The following is a 17,975-nucleotide window of genomic DNA, read 5'->3' as shown; positions in this document are numbered from 1 at the left end:
GAGAAAAAGCGGCCGGTCCGCATGGAAATTCCATGCGGACCGGCCGCTTTGGTATGCCCTCCCGTTCGCTGCGGGATCAGTTACCAGTGATGGGCGACGTCGACCACCAGCCGGGAGCCGCCGTCGGGCCCTGCAAGGGTGAAGACCCGGAACGGAAGCCGGGCGCGGACACCCAGCCCCAACGTGGTGGTACCTTCGAAGCTCCCCGCGTATGCCACCTGACGAAACGTCTGGTACCCGGTGACGTTAGCGAGTTCCGTGGCGGACGACGGCGTGAAAGTCGGCTGACCACTTGGACCATACGACGGCGCATTCACCACCACACGAAGGGCGGCATCGCCCCTCAACGGCACCGGCATCCCGGACCCGTCCTGGACCACCGCGGGAACGTACTGCACCGAATACCCGGCCACTGTTCCCGTAAGGTCAACCACCAACCGGTCAAAACATGCCTGCTGGCCTGTCCGGACGTTGGTGACCTGCGCGGAACTCATGGTGGGATCGGCCTTGGCCAAAGAACCCCACGTGATCCCGCAATATGCCGCTGCCGAGGCTGGCCCCGGCGCCATCAGGCCGAATGCTGCGGCTACGAACACCGCTGCTAAACCGGCCCTGAATTTCCTCATTTTTTGCCCCCTTCAGGCAAGATTGACAACTCAATCGTAGGAGGGCAGGGAGGGTTCAGAGCGGAAAATTGCTGCTTCGGCGCTCAACCGTTAGGGATGCACAGCGAAAGTGACGGCTCCGTGACTTTCTCAGCCTTCGCAGTCCTTGCAGTACTTCAAGCCGTTCTTTTCCAGGGCCACTTGGGAACGGTGGCGGACCAGGAAGCAAGAGGCGCAAGTGAACTCGTCCGACTGCTCGGGGACCACCACAACGGTCAGTTCTTCCCCGGACAGATCCGCCCCCGGGAGGTCGATTCCTTCGGCGGTATCGTTCTCGTCAAGGTCGATGACAGCAGTCTGGGCGCTCGGCACGCGGGAGGCCTGGAGGGCTTCAAGTGAGTCAGCCGGAGACTCTTCCTCAGTCTTGCGCGGAGCGTCGTAATCAGTAGCCATTAAGGGTTCGCTTTCGTCGCTGCAGGGCGCCCATACCGGCACCTCAGTGAAGCAGTTTAGGGCATGTGCTGCGGTAACAGTGAATAGTGTGCTGAAGGCAACATTCAGTCCTGCAATGCCTGCTCCACGATGTACTCCGCAATGGCGAGCGACGACGTTGCCCCCGGCGACGGCGCGTTTCGCACCAAAACCATGTTGCGGCGTCGTGCGATCACAAAGTCGTCCACCAGTGAACCGTCACTATTCATCGCTTGGGCGCGAACGCCCCTAGTTCCGGGCAAAATATCCGCGCCATCCAGTGATGGAACAAAACGCATGGCTTCGCGGATAAACCTCTTCTTGCTGACGACGGTTCTGAATTCGCGGATGGCGGACGGGACATTATGTCCGGCAAAATTCCAGAACCCCGGGAACAGGGCGTAATTGGCGATGTCACGGACACTCACGCGGTTCCATGTGTACGATTCGCGTCCGAAGGAGATGAAAGCATTCGGTCCAAGCATCATTTCGCCGTCGATGCGCTTGGTCAGGTGGACGCCGAGAAACGGGTGCTTGGGATCGGGAACCGGGTAAATCAGCCCTTTGACCTGATCCCGGGATTCCGGTCCGAGCAGGAAATACTGTCCAAAAAACGGGACGATTCGAGGGGTGCCCGGTTCCCCTGCTGCATGCGCCAGCCTGTCTGACTGCAGACCGGCACAGGCCACCACCACGTCATGGATTTCCTCGCCGCCCTTTGTGCGCACTACCACTCCGGCCCCGCGATGCTCCAGCGAGGTAACCTCCTGGCCCAGCCGGATGGTGCCGCCCTGCCTGCGTACATCCTCGGCCAGGGCGTTGGTGATGGCCGCGTAATCAACAATCGCCGTTTCCGGGGAATGCAAAGCGGAAAGCCCGACGGCGTTCGGCTCAACCTCGCTAATCTGCTCACCCGTGAGCATCCGTGCACCCGGAACTCCGTTGGCCAGGGCGCGGGCAAAGATGGCTTCCAAGCGCTTGTTTTCTGTTGCCGTCTGGGCGATCACCAGCTTGCCGCAGGCCCCGTAAGGGAGGTTTTTGGCGGCACAGAAATCCTGCAACAAGTCCACCCCCCGGCGGCATAGTCTCGCCTTCAAGCCGCCGGGTTCGTAGTAAAGGCCGGCATGGACCACGCCGGAGTTATGCCCTGTCTGGTGGGCGGCCAGGCGGTCTTCCTTCTCATAGATGGTGACCTGGACGCCGTCGAGCTTGTTGGCCAACTCCCGGGCTACGGCGACGCCGATGATTCCGCCCCCGATGACGGCGCATCGCTTGATCGTTGCGGCAGACATGGCACTCCTCACCGTTGGGGTCCAACTCACTCCACAGCATCGCACGAACGGCACGCGAAAGGGCGGCATGCGAAAGGGGCGGCACAAAAAGTGCGCCGCCCCTTCTTTGCGGGTACTGCTAGCCGGCTGTGGGCCGGTCGAAGCGCTGGCCGGCCGGGTTGGACGGCAAGAGCGAGAGCACAAGTACTGCCAGTGCGCCGAGGAAAGGCACAAGCACCAGCAGCGCCAGCCAGCCGCTGAAGTTGCCGTCGTGCAGACGGCGGACCAGCAGCGCCAAGGACGGGATGATCGTCGCAAGGCCCCAGATGACGAGAAGGATGTAGAACGGGATGGCCCCAGCACCCGGAACCGTAGCACCGGAATCGGAGACCGTTGCTCCGGCCGCACCGATAACCGACGCGAGGATGTTCAGGACCGTGCTGACGATGAACGAAACCAAAGTCCACCACCAGTATTCACTGCGGCTCGCCCGTCCCGTGAAGGCCGTGTACTTCTTGAAGAAACGCTTCACTGCGGCACCAATGGGGGCGCCATAGTAGGGAGCCCAAAGCGGCGGCTCGCCGGCCTGTGCTGAATAAGGTTGTGTCTGTTGCGGTTGCTGCGGGTAGCTCATTGGTATATCCCCCGGGGCTAGTGTTGATAAGTCATACTCAGGATGAGTCGTGCTTATCGTAGTGCCCGCAGCAGCGGTAAAGGCATATTGAAAGAAACATTTAACGTCGAATTACCTTAATAGGACGTTATTCGGTCCGGCCCACGCGAAATTTAACCTTAAGTTGCGAACTGACGGCGCAGGTCCATTTTGCGGATTTTTCCACTGGCCGTCCGGGGCATCTCCTCGACAAACACCACGGATTTTGGAATCTTGTACCTTGCCAAGCGACCGTCCAAATGCGAGCGCAGCTGCTCTTCCGTGAGTGACTGGCCCTCGCGGAGGGTAATGATCGCCCGTGGAACTTCACCCCATTTATCATCGGCTACGCCAATCACGGCAACACTCGCAACAGCGGACAGTTCCGCGATAGCTGCCTCCACTTCGGCCGGGTAGACGTTTTCACCTCCGGAAATGATCATGTCCTTGATCCGATCGGACACGAACAGGAAGCCTTCATCATCCTGGCAGCCCATGTCACCCGAACGGAACCAGGACGAATCCGCGTAGCTTTCCGCCGTGGCTTGCGGCCTGTTCCAATACTCTTTGATGACGTTTGGCCCGGAAATTTGAATCTCCCCTACTGAGCCCGCGGGGGCCGGTCCACCCAGGGGATCGGCGATACGGATGTCGGTAAAAAAGTGTGGCAACCCGGCAGAGCCTGCTTTGTCCTTGGAGCGGGAGACGGGCAACATGGTGGCTCCGGGGGCTGTTTCGGTCATTCCGTAGCAGTTCGTGAAGCCGACGCCCCGCTGTTCATAGGCATCGAGCACGCGGGCCGGAACCGCGGATCCTCCGCAGGTGAGCTTGTCCAAGGAGCTGAGGTCCGCCGTCGACCAGTCCGGATGGTCGCACAGCATCTGGAACGTGGTGGGAACTCCGTTGAGAGTGGTGACTTTGTGGCGACCCACCAACTGCAGCACCCTTCCGGCGTCGAATTTGGACTCCAGCACCACCGTTGCTCCCTTGAGCAGCATCGGCAGCAAACCCATGTCCAAGGAGGCCACATGGAACAGCGGCGAAATCATGAGGGCAACATCGTTCCGGTTCAGGTCCATGTCCACCACGGTGTTGATGCAATTCCACGTGATGTTGCCGTGGGTCAGCAGCGCACCCTTTGGCTTGCCTGTGGTGCCCGAGGTGTACAGGATCATGGCACCGTCGTCGAGGGTCACCGGCTCATCCGTGGGCGCGCCTGCGGCGGCGCTGATCGCTGCATCGTAATGCTCGACGCCGGCCGGCAGCTCAGGGACGACAGCCACGGAGCTGCCGACGTCGGATGCCACCACGAGGCGGTGGGTTACCGCAGTGTCCACCAAGGACGCCGCCGCCACGTTGTCCAGGGCTGCCGCGTTGACCATGAGCCGCGCCCCCGAGTCCTGGAGCTGGAACTGGAGTTCATGCGCAGTCAACCGGGTATTCAAGGGGACGAAGATGGCGCCGAGCAGTCCACAAGCGAAGAACGTTTCCACGAATGAAGGGTGGTTCTCGCCGAGGTAGGCAACCCGGTCTCCTTTCCTCACTCCCCTGTTGTGGAGTGCGTCGGCCAGCCGGTCTGCCCTGTCCGCGAGTTCTGCGTAGCTCAGGGTCCGCTCGCCTGAGATGAGCGCCACCTTTGCCGCGGATTTGATGCGTCGGCGATGCAGCCACGAGCCAACTCCGTTGTTGTCCATGGTGAGTCCTCCTAACTGACCGTGGTGAGGTCGTTGTTCTTAGATTCCCGTGTCAGCAGGATGAAGACAATGGAGACCACTGACATGACCGCCAGGAACACCACCACGGGGACGATGCTCTGGCCGCCGTCCTTGTACAACCCGGCCACGATGCCCGGCGTGAAGCCGGCACCGATCAGGGTGGCCAGTTGGTACCCCACAGCAGCACCTGTGTACCGGTTGGTGGTCCCGAATTGTTCGGAGACAAAGGCGGCGAGCGGCCCGTACAGGGATGAATGCAGGATCAAGGCCACCGTGAATGCCAGGAAGATCAAGCCGATGTTGCCCGAACCGAGCATGCCGAACATTGGGAAGAGATAAAGCACGAACAGTGCCAGTCCTGTCACCATGACCGGCCTGCGTCCGAATCGATCCGACATCCTGCCGCCGAGTAGGACGAAGAGGATGGAAATAGCGGAGGCTCCCGCGAATGCATAGAGCACACCCTGCTGTGGCGCTCCCTTGGACACTGCAAACGTGACAGAGAACGTGGGCAGGACTACCTGGAGGCCGAAGCCTGCCGCTCCAGCAAACATGATCATGAGCAATGCCTTGGGCCTGCGGAGGACTTCCAGCAGCGGGATCTTGCGCTTGGTGCCTTGGGAGTTTTCCTTTGCCACGGCTTCGGCGAAGATCGGGCTTTCAGAAACCCGGAGCCGGACAAACATGCCAACCACCAGGAGCACAAAGGACAGGAGGAAGGGCACGCGCCACCCCCACGCGAGGAAAGCGCCCTGCGGGAGGGCCGAGAAGATTCCCATCACCACAGTGCCGAGGACCGCACCTGTCGGCGCGCCGGCGTTCACGAACGATGCCGCGAAGCCACGGCGCTTCGGGTCCGAATGCTCCAAGGCCATGAGTGCGGCCCCACCCCATTCACCGCCGACGGCGATGCCCTGGCAGACCCGTAAGAACACCAGTATCACTGCGCCCCACGGCCCAATGACACTGGTTCCGGGCACTACGCCGATCAAGGTCGAGGCGATACCCATCATGGCCATCGAGATGATCAACATCCCCTTACGGCCAATCCTGTCACCGAAGTGCCCGAAGATAATTCCTCCGAGCGGACGCGCCACGTACCCGGCGGCGAACGTGGCGTAGGCGGCTACGACGCCCACCCACTCGTCGGTTCCCGCAAAGAAGACTTTCGGAAAGGCAACTGCCGCGGCGGTTGCGTACAGCAGGAAGTCGTAGAACTCGATGGTGCTGCCCAGATAGCTGGACAAGATGACCGTACGCGCCTCTTTGCGCTTGGTGGCCGTGCTCGACTGAGCGAGAGCAGTGCGTCCTGACATGGCTGTTCCTTGGGAGAGGAGGGAGGGTTGGGTTTGTTTATTTGTAGAAGCGGGCGAGGAATTCGGCGACGACGGCGGGGCGTTCCTGCCCTTCTATTTCGATGGTGGCGTTGACCTTGATTTGGGCGCCGCCCTTGACCTCGGTGACTTCGGCGATGGAGCCGTTCATGCGGACTTTGGAGCCCACTTTGACCGGGGAGGTGAAGCGGACTTTGTCCAGTCCGTAGTTGACTTTGGTGGTGACGCCGTCGACGTCGAACAGCTCACCCCAGAACGGGATGATCAGGGACAGGGTCAGGAACCCGTGCGCGATCGGGGCGCCGAAGGGGCCGTCCTTGGCGCGTTCGGGGTCAACGTGGATCCACTGCTGATCATCGGTGGCGTCGGCGAACAGGTTGATCTGTTGCTGGGTGATTTCGCGGTAGTCGGTGGTGCCGAGGTCCTTGCCGGACATGGTGAGCAGCGTGTCGAAATCGACGACGAGATTGGGCATCATTGCCTCCTGGTAGTGGTTGTTTGTGGAAAGTTGTCCGTAAAAAGCGACCGGGTTAGCGGGTGAAGGCACTCTCGCCCGTAAGCGCCCGGCCGATGATGAGGGCGTTGATCTCGTGGGTCCCCTCGTACGAATAGACGGCTTCGGCGTCGGCGTGGAAACGCCCGACGTCGGCGGCGAGCGTAATGCCGTTGCCGCCCACCACTTCGCGGGCCAGGGCGACGGTCTCCCGCATCAGAAGGCTCGTCTGCATCTTGGCCAAGGCCGAGTCTTGGTCCCGGTAGATCCCCCGGCCCTGCTGTTCGGTCAGGCGCACCACCAGAGAGAGCGACGCGGTGATGTTTCCGAGCATGCGGGCCAGTTTTTCCTGGACCAGTTGGAAGGACCCCACAGGGCGGCCGAACTGTTGGCGCTCTTTGACGTAAGACAATGCGGCCTCGAAAGCCCCGGCTTGGATGCCGGTAGCGATCCAGGCTACGTCGGAGCGCATGGCCCGAAGCATCGCTGCGACGTCCTTGAACGAGTTCACGTTGTGCAGGCGCATGGCCTCGGGAACGCGCACGCCGTCGAGGGTGATATGGGCGTTCTGCATCATCCGCAAGGAGGTTTTGCCTTGGATCTTTTCCAAGCCCACCCCGGGAGCCTGCCGGTCCACGAGGAACGCTTTGACCTGACCGTCGGCGACGTCCCGGGCGAATACACACAGCACATCCGCCGTGGTGGCACCCCCGATCCACCGCTTGGCGCCGTCCACAACCCAAGCACCTCCGCCGCCCCCGCCGTCGACTCCCGGTTCGAAGCGAGCCGTGGTGGCGAGCCCGCCGGCGATGTCCGAGCCGTGCTCCGGTTCGGTCAGCGAGAACACGCCCTTGAGCGAGAAATCCACCACGCGGGGCATCCACTCTTTTTGCTGCTCCTCGGAGGCACCAACCCGGATGGCCGTCCGGAACAGCCCGGCTTGGGCTGTGTACCAGGTGGCCAGTGAGGCATCCGTTCGAGCCAGCTCGAAGATCCGGAAGCCATGGTAAATACCCCGGGCCGGGCCGTTGGTGGTCAGCGCGGCAGGTTCCATCAGGTCCAGATCAATAAGCGGCTGCGCCAGCTGATCCGGGAATTCGCCCCGTTCCCAGTACTCGGCCAGTAGCGGTTTCGCCTCCGCGTCAAGGAAATTCCGTAACCGCGCCAGCACGGCACGTTCCTCGGTGGTGAGGAGTGCTTCGGCGTCGTACCAGTCCGCCGTCGCGAAGAGCCGCTCATCGGCAACTGTCGTGCTCATCTCAACCGCCCAGCCCGAGCAGCCGGACAGCGTTGTCCTTGAGGATCTTCGGCCGAACCTCGTCTTTCAGGGGCAAGTCCGCGAACGCGCCCAGCCATTTCTGCGGCGTGATCAGCGGGAAGTCCGTGCCGAACAACACCTTGTCCTGCAACACGGAGTTGGACAGACGGACGAGAGATTCCGGGAAGTACTTGGGCGACCAGCCCGAGAGGTCAATGAACACGTTGGACTTGTGCGTCGCGATCGAGTTTGCTTCGTCCTGCCACGGCACCGAGGGGTGGGCCATGATGATCTGCAATCCCGGGAAATCGGCGGCCACGGCGTCCAGCAGCAACGGATTCGAGTACGCCAGCTTGATTCCAAACCCACCGGGAAGACCTGCCCCCATGCCGTTCTGGCCAGTGTGGAAGATACACGGCAGGCCCAGTTCCTGCAGGGTTTCCCACAACGGATAGAACTGTTCACTGGACGGGTCAAAGCCCTGGAGGGACGGGTGGAACTTGAAACCCCGGGCGCCCAGCTCAATGGCCTGGTGCTTCGCCCCCGCGATTGCGTCCTCCCCCGTGCGCGGGTCCACGCTGCCGAAGGGAATCAACACATCGTTGTGCTTCGCGGCCCTGGCGATCAGCTCCGGGATGCTGTTGGGCTCATGCTTGAGCTGCGTCCGGGCGTCGACGGTAAAAACGACGGCGGCCATCTTCAGTTCGCGGTACACCTCCGCGATCCGATCCAGCGACGGAGTACGGTCTTCTGACTTGAAATACTTCGCAGAAGCCTCCGTCAGGGCTTCGGGAAGCGAGCCATGCCCGCAGCTGTCCACCTCGAGATGGACGTGCATGTCGATCGCATCGAGGTTCGCGGCGTCGATGCCGAGTTCGTAACGGTCGGACATGGTCAGCGGGCCTGTGCGGGTGCGGGCTTAGCGAGTTCGGGCTGCAGATCCTCAGGCAACGGCAGGAATTCCTCACCGTAGCCTTGCAGGTTTGCCGCGCTGAACAGGGTGTCCGCATTCTCGGCCAGCGCCTCGTAGCTCCATCCGCCCTCCCGGTATTCGGTGGTGGCCGCCGTCGGATGCGTCCAAACCTGCAGCCGGTCCCCACCGGCACCGATCGCCTGGCCGGTGATCCCGGCAGCGGAGTCGGAGGCGAGGAACGCGATCAGCCCGGCAACGTCGTCGGCCGTTCCAAAACCAAGGTCATGCCGGAAGAAGGACGGCATCGCCTCACCGCGTTCATCAGCCTCTACGGCCTTCTGGAAGTACGGGACCGTCTTGGTCATGGCAGTCGCCGCCACGGGGATCACCGAGTTAGCCGTCACGCCGGCCTTCTTCATTTCCAGCGCCCACGTGCGGACCATGCCCACGATGCCCGCCTTGGCCGCGGCATAATTCGTCTGACCGAAGTTGCCGCGCTGACCGGTGGGCGAACCGATGGTGATGATGCGGCCCGGGATGTTGTTTTCCTTGAAGTACGCAAATGCCTCACGGACACAGGTGAACGTACCCTTCAGGTGAACGTTGATGACCAGGTCGAAATCTTCGTCCGTCATCTTCAACAGGCTCTTGTCCCTCAGGATCCCGGCGTTCGTCACCAGGATGTCCAGCCGGCCAAATGCCTCCACTGCACCGGCCACAAGGGCCTTGGCAGCCTCGGTGGTGCCCACCGGAACCACCACGGCGGTGGCCCGGCCGCCGTCGGCCTCAATCTGGGCCACTGCTTCCGCAGCTGTCTGGGCGTTCACGTCATTGATCACGACGGCGGCACCCTGGCGGGCGAGCTCCCTCGCGTAAGCGAGTCCAAGACCCTGCCCACTCCCGGTAACGATTGCAACCTTGCCGTTCAAACTCATGGCGCTCCTTCGCATGCAGTAACCTAACCGGTCGGGACCGGTGGGGACGATCCCACTGCATCGTGAGATCCTTGTCATGATCAATGAGAATACGGATCATTGAAAAAGTCAACGATTGTTTTTCATTACTATTGGAGTTGCCATGGGTCCGCAAAGCACTGACGTCGAAAAGCCGCGCCTGGCCGCGGCAAAAATCGGCAACGACGTGGGCCTGCTGCTCGCCAAGTTGCACGCCACAGGGTCGGTTCTCAACAACCGCGCCCTCAGCGATTACGGCCTCCGCGAGCGCTCGTTCTCGGTCCTTACTCTTGCCTGCAGCGGCCTGGAACCCACCCAACGCGAACTGGCCGATTTCCTCAGCCTTGACCCCAGCCAAGTGGTTAGCCTCGTGGACGATCTTGAACACCGGGGCCTGGTGGAACGCGCGCAAGGAAAGCAGGACAGGCGGGCGAAAATCATCGTGTCAACCGCCGAGGGGCGCCGAATTCACGCCAAAGCCCGCATCGCCCTGGATGCGTGCGAAGAAACCCAGCTGGCTCGCCTGACCGAGGGTGAAAACGCCGAACTCAGAGCGCTGCTGAAGAAAGCTTTGTGGGGGTAGCCGGGACCTTTGGTTGCTGGCCGGTGCGCGTCACGGCAAGGATCATGCCGATACCCGCCAGCGAGGACACCATGGCAGAACCGCCATAGGAGATGAACGGCAACGGGACGCCGATAACCGGCAGCAACCCGCTGACCATGGCGATATTGATCAGGGCCTGCCCCAACAGCCAGGTGATCACGCTGCAGGAGAGTACCCGGGCGAACGTATCCGTGGTCCGGGCAATCACGGTGAAGATCGCGATGGCCAGGACGGCGAAGAGGCCAAGGACCAGCAACGTCCCAGCCAACCCCAGCTCCTCGCCCAGGATGCTGAAGATGAAGTCGTTATGGGCTTCCGGGATCCAGTTCCATTTTTCCCGGCTCTGCCCCAAACCCACCCCAAACCAGCGCCCCGACGCGAGCGCATATTGGCCATTGAGGGCTTGGTAACCCACGCCTTGGGCGTCCTCCGCCGAGCCTGCTCCAAGCCAGGAAAAGATCCGGCCCATGCGGTTTCCGCTGCTGGCCGCAAGCACCAAGGCTGCCGCCGCGCATGCCGCCGCCGCGGCGCCGAAGACTTTCATGGGGACCCCGCCGTAGAACAGCGTGGCACCCAGGATCAGCATGACGATCATGGTGGTTCCCAAGTCATGGCCAAGGGCAACGAGCGCCATGATCATGCCTCCGGCAGGCAGCAAGGGGATCACTGCATGCTTCCATTGGCCCAGCAGATGCTGCTTGCGGGACAGAACGGATGCGGCCCAGACGATCAGGGCCAGCTTGGCGAATTCCGAGGGCTGCGCGGTGAATCCGCCCACGTTGAGCCAGTTCCGGTTGCCGTTGACCGTCATTCCCAGGGGCGTGAACACCAAGCCCAAAGCAACCACGGAAACCATCAGCATTGGCCACGCCAGCTTGCGGATGATGCGGGCAGGCAATCCGGCCAGGACCAACATCAACGCGACGCCGGCGAGGGTCCACATGCCCTGCTTCAGAGGCAGATCGTAGGGGTTCACCCCGGACGCGACCGACTCCACGGACGACGCCGAGGCAACCTCCACGAGGCCGATCGCAGCCAGCGTCAGGACGACGGCGATAATGACGGGACGTTGGCGGTCCACGCCTTCCTGCGTAAACCATCGACGCACTGCACCCAGCCGGCCGCGGGGTTGGTCCTGAGGAGGCATGGGTGTCTTGGTGGTAGCTGTCATCGTCATGCTTTCCTGGCTTTGGTCCGGCTAGTCCGGCTCTACTCCCGTTCGGCCATTCGTCTGGAGAACGGCAACACAAAGACGATATGCCCACCATGCCCCTTAACCCTTCATACGCACCCTTCGTGCGTGTCGGCAGGGCCTATGAAGGTGCAGATCCGCACTCGCGACGACTACCATCCCAAACATGGCCATCCACATCGGAACATCGGGCTGGAGCTACGATCACTGGGAGAACGTGCTCTATCCGCCAGGCTTGCCTTCGGCAAAGCGCCTGGCCCACTATGTGGCGCGGTTCAGTACCGTGGAACTCAATGCGAGTTTCTATCGCTGGCCGCGGGACACCACGTTCGCCGGCTGGCGAAGCCGGCTTCCCCAAGGTTTTGCCATGTCCGTGAAGGCACCGAGGGGACTGACCCACGGGAAAAAGTTGTACGGTCCCGAAGTTTGGATCGAAAGGATTGCGCGCTGCTGGCACGAATTGGGCGACAAGAGGGCCGTCCTGCTGGTCCAACTTCCGCCCGGTTTTGCCCGCGATGACGCCCGGCTTGGTTACTTCCTCGCCGCACTGCCGCAGTGGATCCGGGTCGCCGTCGAGTTTCGCCACGATAGCTGGGACCACCCCGAGGTCTATGCGCTATTGGAACGCCACAACGCCGCTTACTGCATCATGAGCGGAGCCAATCTGCCGTGCATACTCCGCGCGACAGCTTCGTTTGTCTACATTCGGCTTCATGGGCCCGATCATGAACACCTTTACGGGGGCTCGTACTCGGATGCGGACCTCGGCTGGTGGGCTGACCGGATCCGCGAGTGGAGCGACGGCGGACGGGACGTCTTCGCCTACTTCAACAACGACGGCGGAGGCCACGCGGTGCGCAATGCGGACACCCTGCGGGCTTTCCTGGGCACCGGCTAACCCCTGCCTGCGGACGGATTCGTCCGCTTCGCGAAAACCCCTTGCGGACTAAATAATCAGCATGCTTAGCTTATCCTACTGCTGGTATCCCGGTCGTAGGGGGAACCGCTGGACCGGCAATTCACATCAGGTTGCCATAGCGTTCAGGAGGGATCACCATGCCGCTATCCGAACGGGAGCAAAGGGTTCTGCACCAACTCGAACGGGAACTCTTTATCCAAGACCCCAGACTTGCCCGGCAGCTGGAATCGGGCATCCCCGTCCGTGGTCCTATCCAGCCCCGGCTCCGGGACGTGCTCGCGGCGGCTGGCGCTTTGGTACTGATCTTGCTGGCTATCCCCCTGCACGCATTTCTGCTGGCAGTAGCCGGGCTTCTGCTGTTGTTCTCTGCGGTGCGGGCGGACAGGGCCCACCGCGCGAGGGTTGCCCGGATATCAGTAGATCGTGGGCGCCCCAGCTGACCCCGACCGACACACTCCGCCCGGGTTAGCACTCACACGCAAATGACTTCGCAGCCTTGGTCGCGAATCTGCTGCACCACCGCTTCGGGCGCCCTGGTGTCCGTGATGAGCACATCGACTTCGGCCATGGCGCAAACGGGTGCCAACGCGATTCTGGAAATTTTTGTTGCGTCGGCGAGGACTATTGTCGTGCGTGAGCGCTGCTGCAGGGCACGGTTGACACGGGCGCCCATCGGGTCATAGTTCGTGCAACCGGCGTCGGGGTCAACGCCGTCGACACCTAGAAACGCTACGTCGATGTTGTAGTCCGTCAGGAACTGCTCGGCTATCGGACCTACTGTTTCCTGGCTGCTGGCCCTGGCTTCGCCGCCGGCAATGAAGACCCTCAGTCCGGGGTTGGCCAGCAAGCTGGTTGCGATGTTGAGCGCGTTCGTGACGATGCTGAGATGCTCCCTGCCCATGAGCATGCGGGCGAATTCGCTCACCGTCGTCCCGCCGGTCATCCCAACAACCCGTGAGCCGTTCAGATAGGTCAGGGCATGCTCTGCGATGCGACGCTTCTCGGGGAGGTCTTGGGCCGTCTTATAGTTCAAGGGCAGATCGTTGAAAGCGGCGTTGGTAGAAGCACCCCCTCGTGTGCGGGTCACGAGCCGCTGCTCTTCCAGCAGCTCCAGATCGCGCCTAATGGTCGCCTCCGACACGGTGAAGAGTTCAGCAAGCGTCGGGACATCGATGTTGCCGGCTTCGAGCACGGCTCCCACGATCTGATTCAGTCTCTGTTTTCTGGCCACCCTCCAAGATTAACGCCTTTGCGCATTTATTTGCAAGAAACGCGCACTTTGCGCCCCAACTCTGCGCGTTCGAACGATTCGATCAATTATCAGTGCATATTTATTGCGCGTAATGCACATCACATGCAATACTTGCTCAGAGTTACGGAAATGAGCAGTTTTAGCATCGTTATGCACAGTTTGATGAAAGGTCGACCGATGATTTCCAAGCGAAACCGCCTGCGAGGCACCGCTCTGGTCGCGGGAGCAGCGGCGCTCAGCGTCCTTGCGACAGCTTGCACAGGAGGCGCAGGAGCCTCCTCTTCACAGACGAAGGACGTCACGATCACCGTGGCTTTGTTCGGCGCCCCTCCTCCCCAGAAGTCACTGGACGCGTTCACAAAGAGCACCGGCATCACGGTCAAGTGGTCGACGATCGACTGGGACAGCCTGCAGACAAAGATCGCCGCTGCGTCGACCTCCAACACCTACTTCGCTGACGCGACCGACGTCGACTGGTCGCGGGTCGGTCAGGAAAGTAAGCTCGGCTGGTTCTTGCCGATGGAAAAGTACATCGACCAAAAGGCCTACGCAGCAGACATGCCGCAGCTGAGTTCCTTCACGTCCAACGGCCACATTGTCGGCGTCCCCTTCGATGCCTCCTATCTGGTGACCACGGTCAACAAAGCGATGTTCGCAAAGGCCGGAATTTCCGCCATGCCCACCACCATTGATGAGTACACCCAGGACCTTCAGAAGGTGAAAGCCGCGGGCGTCGCTCAAAACCCACTCAACATCCCGTTCGCCGCTGCCGAAGGCTTGTCCACCTACTGGTACGAGACAACCCAGGCATTTGGCGGCAAGATTCTGGACGAAAGCGGAAAGCCGCAGTTCAGCTCTCCGGACTCAGCCGGATATAAGGCGGCGCAGTGGATGGTTGACGCGATCAAGAATGGCCTGGTCCCTGCGGGCAACATCAACGTCAGCGACAGCGAGAGCCAGCAGACGCTGATGGCCAAGGGCGTCACCGCCAGCACATTCGCGGACTACTCAGGCAACGTCGGCAGCTTGTACGACGTCCCCGCTTCATCCTCTGTCAACGGCGCAGTGCAGTACATCCCGACGCCGGGCATGACCGGCGCAACCGCGAACGTCAGCAACCCGGATGGCATCGGGATCCTGAAGACGGCCAAGTACCCCGAAGCAGCGGCGAAATTCATCGAATGGTTCACCTCCGCAGAGAACCAAGCTGACTTCGCCGGCGCCAACGGGCCGGACAAGGTAATGCCCGGATACTTCCTTCCTTCCAGGCTGACAGGACTCGAAAAGCTCACAGCGGCCAAGGGGCTCGCTGGAGGGCAGGAACTGACCACAATGCTCAAGAGCAGCAAGCCCGTCTTTCCCGCGGGAGCACCAGTCTGGTACCCCCAGTTCTCCAATTCCGTCTACACCAATCTGCACGCAGCAGCGGCTGGCAGCATGACCGTCGACGCGGCGATCAAAGCCATCTCGGATTCAGCAACCAAATTGGCCGGGCAGTAGGAAACGATGAGCACGAGCCTGCGCCTCAAGCAAAAGCCGCCAGCTCGGGGTGGACAAGTTCCGGACGCCGCACGCCGTGGGCGGCGTCTGGACTTGCTCCCCTACGCGTTGGTGACACCGCTGACACTCTTCATCGTCGGCCTGGCCCTGATACCGGCCGGGTTCACCCTCGTCGAAGCGTTCTTCCGCGTTCAGCCGTTGAACCCACCGGATGAGTTCAATGGACTGGACAATTTCCGGCAGCTCTTCGCTGACCCGGCCATCACTGCGAGCATGGGCAACACTGCCCTGTACGTCATCATCGGCGTGCTTCTCTCCACTGTGCTCGCCATTGCCATGGCCATAACGCTGCAGAAACAATTCAGAGGACGCTCGGTCCTGATCGCAGTGCTCATTCTGCCCTGGGCGCTGCCTGGAGTCGTCGAAGGAATCGTCTGGGGAAGCATCTGGGATAGCAACACCGGACTCTTGAACAGCATTTTGAGCTCATTCCACCTCATCGATCACTATTTGGTGTTCCTGGGCCAGAACCATTTCCTCACCATCCTTGGCATAGAACTGGTGCAGGTGTGGCAGATTACCCCACTGTCGACGTTGCTGGTCTTGGCCGCGCTTCAGAACATCCCGGCCGACCTTTATGAGGCATCCACACTCGACGGATGCTCGGCATGGACCACGTTCAGCAGGATCACCCTCCCGCTCGCGCGGCCAGGGATCACCATCGCCATGGTTCAGGGCATCATCGCAACCCTGAACGTCTTCGACCAGCCCTACATCCTCAACGGATCAGCCGCGACGGGCGCCTCGGTGACCATGCAGACCTACTTCATCAGTTTCCAAAACCTGAACTTCGGTGAGGGCTATGCCCTCTCCCTGCTCATCACCCTGGCAACCCTCGCGTCCTCGCTACTCGTTTTGAAATTTGTCTATCGACCGGTGGAATTCTGATGAAACAACGCACACCCCTCATGCGCCGACTTGGCATTGCGTTCATCCTGCTCTGGTCATTGGTTCCCCTTTACTGGGCCCTGAACATCAGTCTCCAGACCGATGCCCAAGCCGGATCGAAGCCATCCAACTATTTGCCGCCTACCCCCTCCCTGGACAACTACAGCTCCCTCTTGTCCGGCGGAAGCGACTTGGCGCAGTCAGTACAGCAATCGTCGATCAATATCTTCATTGAATGTGCCGCAGCCACGGTGATCACACTCATTCTGGCTACGTTGGCGGCCTACGCATTTGCCCGCATACAGTTCAAGGGCCGGCGCGTGCTCTTCTACGCCGTGCTGGCCACGATGGCCTTTCCCGCCTACACCACGCTCATTCCGCTGTACCAGATCCTCACGGCCTTCGGCCTGGTGAACACCTATACGGGAATCGTGCTTGTCTACGTTTCGGGTTTCCTTCCCCTCGCAACGTGGATCCTTCATAACTACATGGCTAGCCTGCCGATCGCCCTCGAAGAAGCCGGAAACATCGATGGCGCCAGCCGGATGCAGGTCCTTTGGCACATAGTCCTCCCGCTCGCACGGCCCGGACTCATCTCGACGGCGATCATCACTTTCCTCTTTGCCTGGGGTCAGTTCCTCTTCCCGTTGGTCCTCTCCAGCGACCTGTCCACGCAGCCGCTCACAGTGGTCATCGCGTCCTTGCAGGGCCGGCACCTTGTGCCGTACACGCTCCTGAACGCCGCCGGCGTCGTTGCCCTCGCCGTCCCTGCCGGCATCGCCCTTGTCCTCAACCGCTACATCGTCAGCGGCATGCTCGCGGGAAGCGTCAAATGACCGGAGAGCACCCGCACCGCATCCCCTCTGAGCGGCCCACAGGACCGGGGACGGCGCTGCCAGGCTTCACTACCGGGGAGTTGACGGTCGCCCTCGACGTCGGGGGTACGGCAATGAAAGGCGCCGTCCTCTCCGGGTCAGAAGCCATCTCCTATCACCGGTGGCCCACACCCAGGGAAGAAGGCCCGGACGCCGTGGTCAAAGCCGTCATCAGCGCCGTTGACGAACTTCTGGGACACGCGCCCGGCGCCCGCGCCATCGGACTGGTTGTCCCGGGCCTGGTGGATGACCGGACCGGGACCGCACTGTACTCCGAAAATATTGGCTGGCGGGATGTTCCTTTCGTCAAGATCATCAATGAGCACACCGGGCTGCCTGTTGGATTCGGCCACGACGTAAGAGCGGGCGGACTGGCAGAGCGCGAACTCGGCGCGGCCCGAGGACATGACGACGTGCTTTTTATGCCAATCGGAACCGGGATCTCCGGGGCCATGTTCGTCGAAGGTCACGCCATCGCCAACAAGTACGCCGGCGAAATCGGCCACCTGGACGTCGGTTCCGGTGAACTCTGCGCCTGCGGCGCCATCGGTTGCTTGGAAACAGTCTCGACAGGCCCCTCCATCGCGCGGCGCTACAACCGGCTGACGGGGGCGAACGTTCAGGGCGCGAAGCCGGTAGTAGAACGCATGCATGCCGGGGACCCCGCAGGCCTGAGCGTCTGGGCGGAAGCAACCGAGAGCATCGCACGCGCACTCGCAGCTTACGTAAGCCTGCTCGCCCCTGGCCTGATCGTCATCGGCGGCGGCCTCAGCTCCGCCGGGGACACCCTCCTCGAACCCGTTGCAAAGGAACTCCGCCGCATCCTCGTATGGCAACAGCAACCGAAGCTGGTCACCGCCTCCCTCGGCGACAACGCCGCCTGCCTCGGGGCCGGCATCCTGGCACGGAAGGCCCTCTCATGAGATCCGCTGCCGCCCACGCCCCAACCTGCCGGACGGCGTGGTTCGCCGGCCCATGACCCCCGCGGCACCCCTACACGGGCCGCGCACCTACACTTCG

The 17,975-nt window shown here is 61.6% G+C and carries 19 protein-coding genes; 7 read left to right on the top strand and 12 right to left on the bottom strand.

Features of this window, described 5'->3' with window-relative positions; genetic code table 11:
• Positions 1-80: 80 nt before the first annotated feature.
• From QRN42_RS00250 to QRN42_RS00205, 10 genes are all read right to left on the bottom strand, one after another.
• Positions 81-626 (bottom strand): AMIN-like domain-containing (lipo)protein, encoded by a 546-nt coding sequence (locus QRN42_RS00250; protein ID WP_284977478.1) that lies wholly within the window; start codon positions 624-626, stop codon positions 81-83.
• A 129-nt stretch (positions 627-755) separates the two neighbouring features.
• Complete coding sequence (locus QRN42_RS00245) at positions 756-1,058, bottom strand: DUF4193 domain-containing protein (RefSeq protein WP_284974137.1); 303 nt, start codon at positions 1,056-1,058, stop codon at positions 756-758.
• A gap of 104 nt (positions 1,059-1,162) precedes the next feature.
• A complete protein-coding gene (lhgD, locus tag QRN42_RS00240) occupies positions 1,163-2,368 on the bottom strand; it encodes an L-2-hydroxyglutarate dehydrogenase (protein ID WP_284977477.1) in 1,206 nt (401 codons plus the stop codon).
• 118 nt (positions 2,369-2,486) lie between these two features.
• Entirely contained in the window at positions 2,487-2,981 is a 495-nt protein-coding gene (locus QRN42_RS00235; protein ID WP_284977476.1) for a DUF805 domain-containing protein, read from the bottom strand.
• Positions 2,982-3,139: 158 nt separating this feature from the next.
• A complete protein-coding gene (gene menE, locus QRN42_RS00230) occupies positions 3,140-4,693 on the bottom strand; it encodes an o-succinylbenzoate--CoA ligase (protein WP_284977475.1) in 1,554 nt (517 codons plus the stop codon).
• Positions 4,694-4,704: 11 nt separating this feature from the next.
• The gene (locus QRN42_RS00225) at positions 4,705-6,030 is read right to left on the bottom strand and encodes an MFS transporter (protein WP_284977474.1); all 1,326 of its coding nucleotides are present in this window, start codon (positions 6,028-6,030) and stop codon (positions 4,705-4,707) included.
• A 37-nt stretch (positions 6,031-6,067) separates the two neighbouring features.
• Positions 6,068-6,523, bottom strand: a complete 456-nt coding sequence (locus QRN42_RS00220) for a MaoC family dehydratase (RefSeq protein WP_026542563.1) — start codon at positions 6,521-6,523, stop codon at positions 6,068-6,070.
• Positions 6,524-6,578: 55 nt separating this feature from the next.
• On the bottom strand, positions 6,579-7,799 hold the full coding sequence (locus QRN42_RS00215; protein ID WP_284977473.1) for an acyl-CoA dehydrogenase family protein: 1,221 nt from the start codon (positions 7,797-7,799) through the stop codon (positions 6,579-6,581).
• Between the two features lies 1 nt (position 7,800).
• The gene (locus QRN42_RS00210; RefSeq protein ID WP_284977472.1) at positions 7,801-8,691 is read right to left on the bottom strand and encodes an amidohydrolase family protein; all 891 of its coding nucleotides are present in this window, start codon (positions 8,689-8,691) and stop codon (positions 7,801-7,803) included.
• 2 nt (positions 8,692-8,693) lie between these two features.
• On the bottom strand, positions 8,694-9,647 hold the full coding sequence (locus QRN42_RS00205; protein ID WP_284977471.1) for an SDR family NAD(P)-dependent oxidoreductase: 954 nt from the start codon (positions 9,645-9,647) through the stop codon (positions 8,694-8,696).
• Positions 9,648-9,789: 142 nt separating this feature from the next.
• On the opposite strand from QRN42_RS00205, the gene QRN42_RS00200 reads away from it, so the two are divergent.
• Positions 9,790-10,248, top strand: coding sequence for a MarR family winged helix-turn-helix transcriptional regulator (locus tag QRN42_RS00200; protein ID WP_284974509.1), 459 nt, complete (start codon positions 9,790-9,792; stop codon positions 10,246-10,248).
• On the opposite strand, the gene ftsW is transcribed toward QRN42_RS00200, so the two are convergent.
• Positions 10,214-11,446, bottom strand: coding sequence for a putative lipid II flippase FtsW (gene ftsW / locus QRN42_RS00195; protein WP_284977470.1), 1,233 nt, complete (start codon positions 11,444-11,446; stop codon positions 10,214-10,216). The genes QRN42_RS00200 and ftsW overlap by 35 nt on opposite strands.
• Positions 11,447-11,627: 181 nt before the next feature.
• Here ftsW and QRN42_RS00190 point away from each other — a divergent pair, with 181 nt between their 5' ends.
• Together QRN42_RS00190 and QRN42_RS00185 are read left to right on the top strand one after the other, a co-directional pair.
• Complete coding sequence (locus QRN42_RS00190) at positions 11,628-12,359, top strand: DUF72 domain-containing protein (RefSeq protein WP_284974128.1); 732 nt, start codon at positions 11,628-11,630, stop codon at positions 12,357-12,359.
• A gap of 158 nt (positions 12,360-12,517) precedes the next feature.
• Complete coding sequence (locus tag QRN42_RS00185; protein WP_284974127.1) at positions 12,518-12,820, top strand: DUF3040 domain-containing protein; 303 nt, start codon at positions 12,518-12,520, stop codon at positions 12,818-12,820.
• Positions 12,821-12,852: 32 nt separating this feature from the next.
• On the opposite strand, the gene QRN42_RS00180 is transcribed toward QRN42_RS00185, so the two are convergent.
• Positions 12,853-13,611 carry a DeoR/GlpR family DNA-binding transcription regulator gene (locus tag QRN42_RS00180; RefSeq protein WP_284977469.1) on the bottom strand — a complete coding sequence of 253 codons (759 nt, stop codon included), beginning with the start codon at positions 13,609-13,611 and terminating at the stop codon, positions 12,853-12,855.
• 198 nt (positions 13,612-13,809) lie between these two features.
• Between QRN42_RS00180 and QRN42_RS00175 the strand changes: the two genes are divergently transcribed.
• The 4 genes from QRN42_RS00175 to QRN42_RS00160 are packed head-to-tail and all read left to right on the top strand — an operon-like array spanning position 13,810 to position 17,878.
• The gene (locus tag QRN42_RS00175) at positions 13,810-15,132 is read left to right on the top strand and encodes an ABC transporter substrate-binding protein (protein ID WP_284974125.1); all 1,323 of its coding nucleotides are present in this window, start codon (positions 13,810-13,812) and stop codon (positions 15,130-15,132) included.
• Between the two features lie 6 nt (positions 15,133-15,138).
• Entirely contained in the window at positions 15,139-16,080 is a 942-nt protein-coding gene (locus tag QRN42_RS00170; RefSeq protein ID WP_284974124.1) for a carbohydrate ABC transporter permease, read from the top strand.
• On the top strand, positions 16,080-16,916 hold the full coding sequence (locus QRN42_RS00165) for a carbohydrate ABC transporter permease (protein WP_284977468.1): 837 nt from the start codon (positions 16,080-16,082) through the stop codon (positions 16,914-16,916). The genes QRN42_RS00170 and QRN42_RS00165 overlap by 1 nt, the downstream gene beginning before the upstream one ends.
• Positions 16,913-17,878 carry an ROK family protein gene (locus QRN42_RS00160; protein WP_284977467.1) on the top strand — a complete coding sequence of 322 codons (966 nt, stop codon included), beginning with the start codon at positions 16,913-16,915 and terminating at the stop codon, positions 17,876-17,878. Before QRN42_RS00165 ends, QRN42_RS00160 begins: the two co-directional genes overlap by 4 nt.
• Positions 17,879-17,975 lie beyond the last annotated feature (97 nt).

It is taken from the genome of Arthrobacter sp. fls2-241-R2A-200, from assembly GCF_030209745.1.
Classification (GTDB): domain Bacteria; phylum Actinomycetota; class Actinomycetes; order Actinomycetales; family Micrococcaceae; genus Arthrobacter.
The sequence above is the reverse complement of the archived record's forward strand: the minus strand, read 5'-3'. Positions and strand labels throughout refer to the sequence as shown.

What these genes read in the sequence shown, in the direction of transcription:
- QRN42_RS00170 (WP_284974124.1), top strand. Translation starts at nt 15,139, where the DNA reads ATGAGCACGAGCCTGCGCCTCAAGCAAAAGCCGCCAGCTCGGGGTGGA.
- QRN42_RS00175 (WP_284974125.1), top strand. Translation starts at nt 13,810, where the DNA reads ATGATTTCCAAGCGAAACCGCCTGCGAGGCACCGCTCTGGTCGCGGGA.
- QRN42_RS00205 (WP_284977471.1), bottom strand. Translation starts at nt 9,647, where the DNA reads ATGAGTTTGAACGGCAAGGTTGCAATCGTTACCGGGAGTGGGCAGGGT.
- QRN42_RS00245 (WP_284974137.1), bottom strand. Translation starts at nt 1,058, where the DNA reads ATGGCTACTGATTACGACGCTCCGCGCAAGACTGAGGAAGAGTCTCCG.
- QRN42_RS00215 (WP_284977473.1), bottom strand. Translation starts at nt 7,799, where the DNA reads ATGAGCACGACAGTTGCCGATGAGCGGCTCTTCGCGACGGCGGACTGG.
- lhgD (WP_284977477.1), bottom strand. Translation starts at nt 2,368, where the DNA reads ATGTCTGCCGCAACGATCAAGCGATGCGCCGTCATCGGGGGCGGAATC.
- QRN42_RS00220 (WP_026542563.1), bottom strand. Translation starts at nt 6,523, where the DNA reads ATGCCCAATCTCGTCGTCGATTTCGACACGCTGCTCACCATGTCCGGC.
- QRN42_RS00185 (WP_284974127.1), top strand. Translation starts at nt 12,518, where the DNA reads ATGCCGCTATCCGAACGGGAGCAAAGGGTTCTGCACCAACTCGAACGG.
- QRN42_RS00250 (WP_284977478.1), bottom strand. Translation starts at nt 626, where the DNA reads ATGAGGAAATTCAGGGCCGGTTTAGCAGCGGTGTTCGTAGCCGCAGCA.
- QRN42_RS00225 (WP_284977474.1), bottom strand. Translation starts at nt 6,030, where the DNA reads ATGTCAGGACGCACTGCTCTCGCTCAGTCGAGCACGGCCACCAAGCGC.
- QRN42_RS00190 (WP_284974128.1), top strand. Translation starts at nt 11,628, where the DNA reads ATGGCCATCCACATCGGAACATCGGGCTGGAGCTACGATCACTGGGAG.
- QRN42_RS00200 (WP_284974509.1), top strand. Translation starts at nt 9,790, where the DNA reads ATGGGTCCGCAAAGCACTGACGTCGAAAAGCCGCGCCTGGCCGCGGCA.
- menE (WP_284977475.1), bottom strand. Translation starts at nt 4,693, where the DNA reads ATGGACAACAACGGAGTTGGCTCGTGGCTGCATCGCCGACGCATCAAA.
- QRN42_RS00160 (WP_284977467.1), top strand. Translation starts at nt 16,913, where the DNA reads ATGACCGGAGAGCACCCGCACCGCATCCCCTCTGAGCGGCCCACAGGA.
- QRN42_RS00210 (WP_284977472.1), bottom strand. Translation starts at nt 8,691, where the DNA reads ATGTCCGACCGTTACGAACTCGGCATCGACGCCGCGAACCTCGATGCG.
- QRN42_RS00235 (WP_284977476.1), bottom strand. Translation starts at nt 2,981, where the DNA reads ATGAGCTACCCGCAGCAACCGCAACAGACACAACCTTATTCAGCACAG.
- ftsW (WP_284977470.1), bottom strand. Translation starts at nt 11,446, where the DNA reads ATGACGATGACAGCTACCACCAAGACACCCATGCCTCCTCAGGACCAA.
- QRN42_RS00165 (WP_284977468.1), top strand. Translation starts at nt 16,080, where the DNA reads ATGAAACAACGCACACCCCTCATGCGCCGACTTGGCATTGCGTTCATC.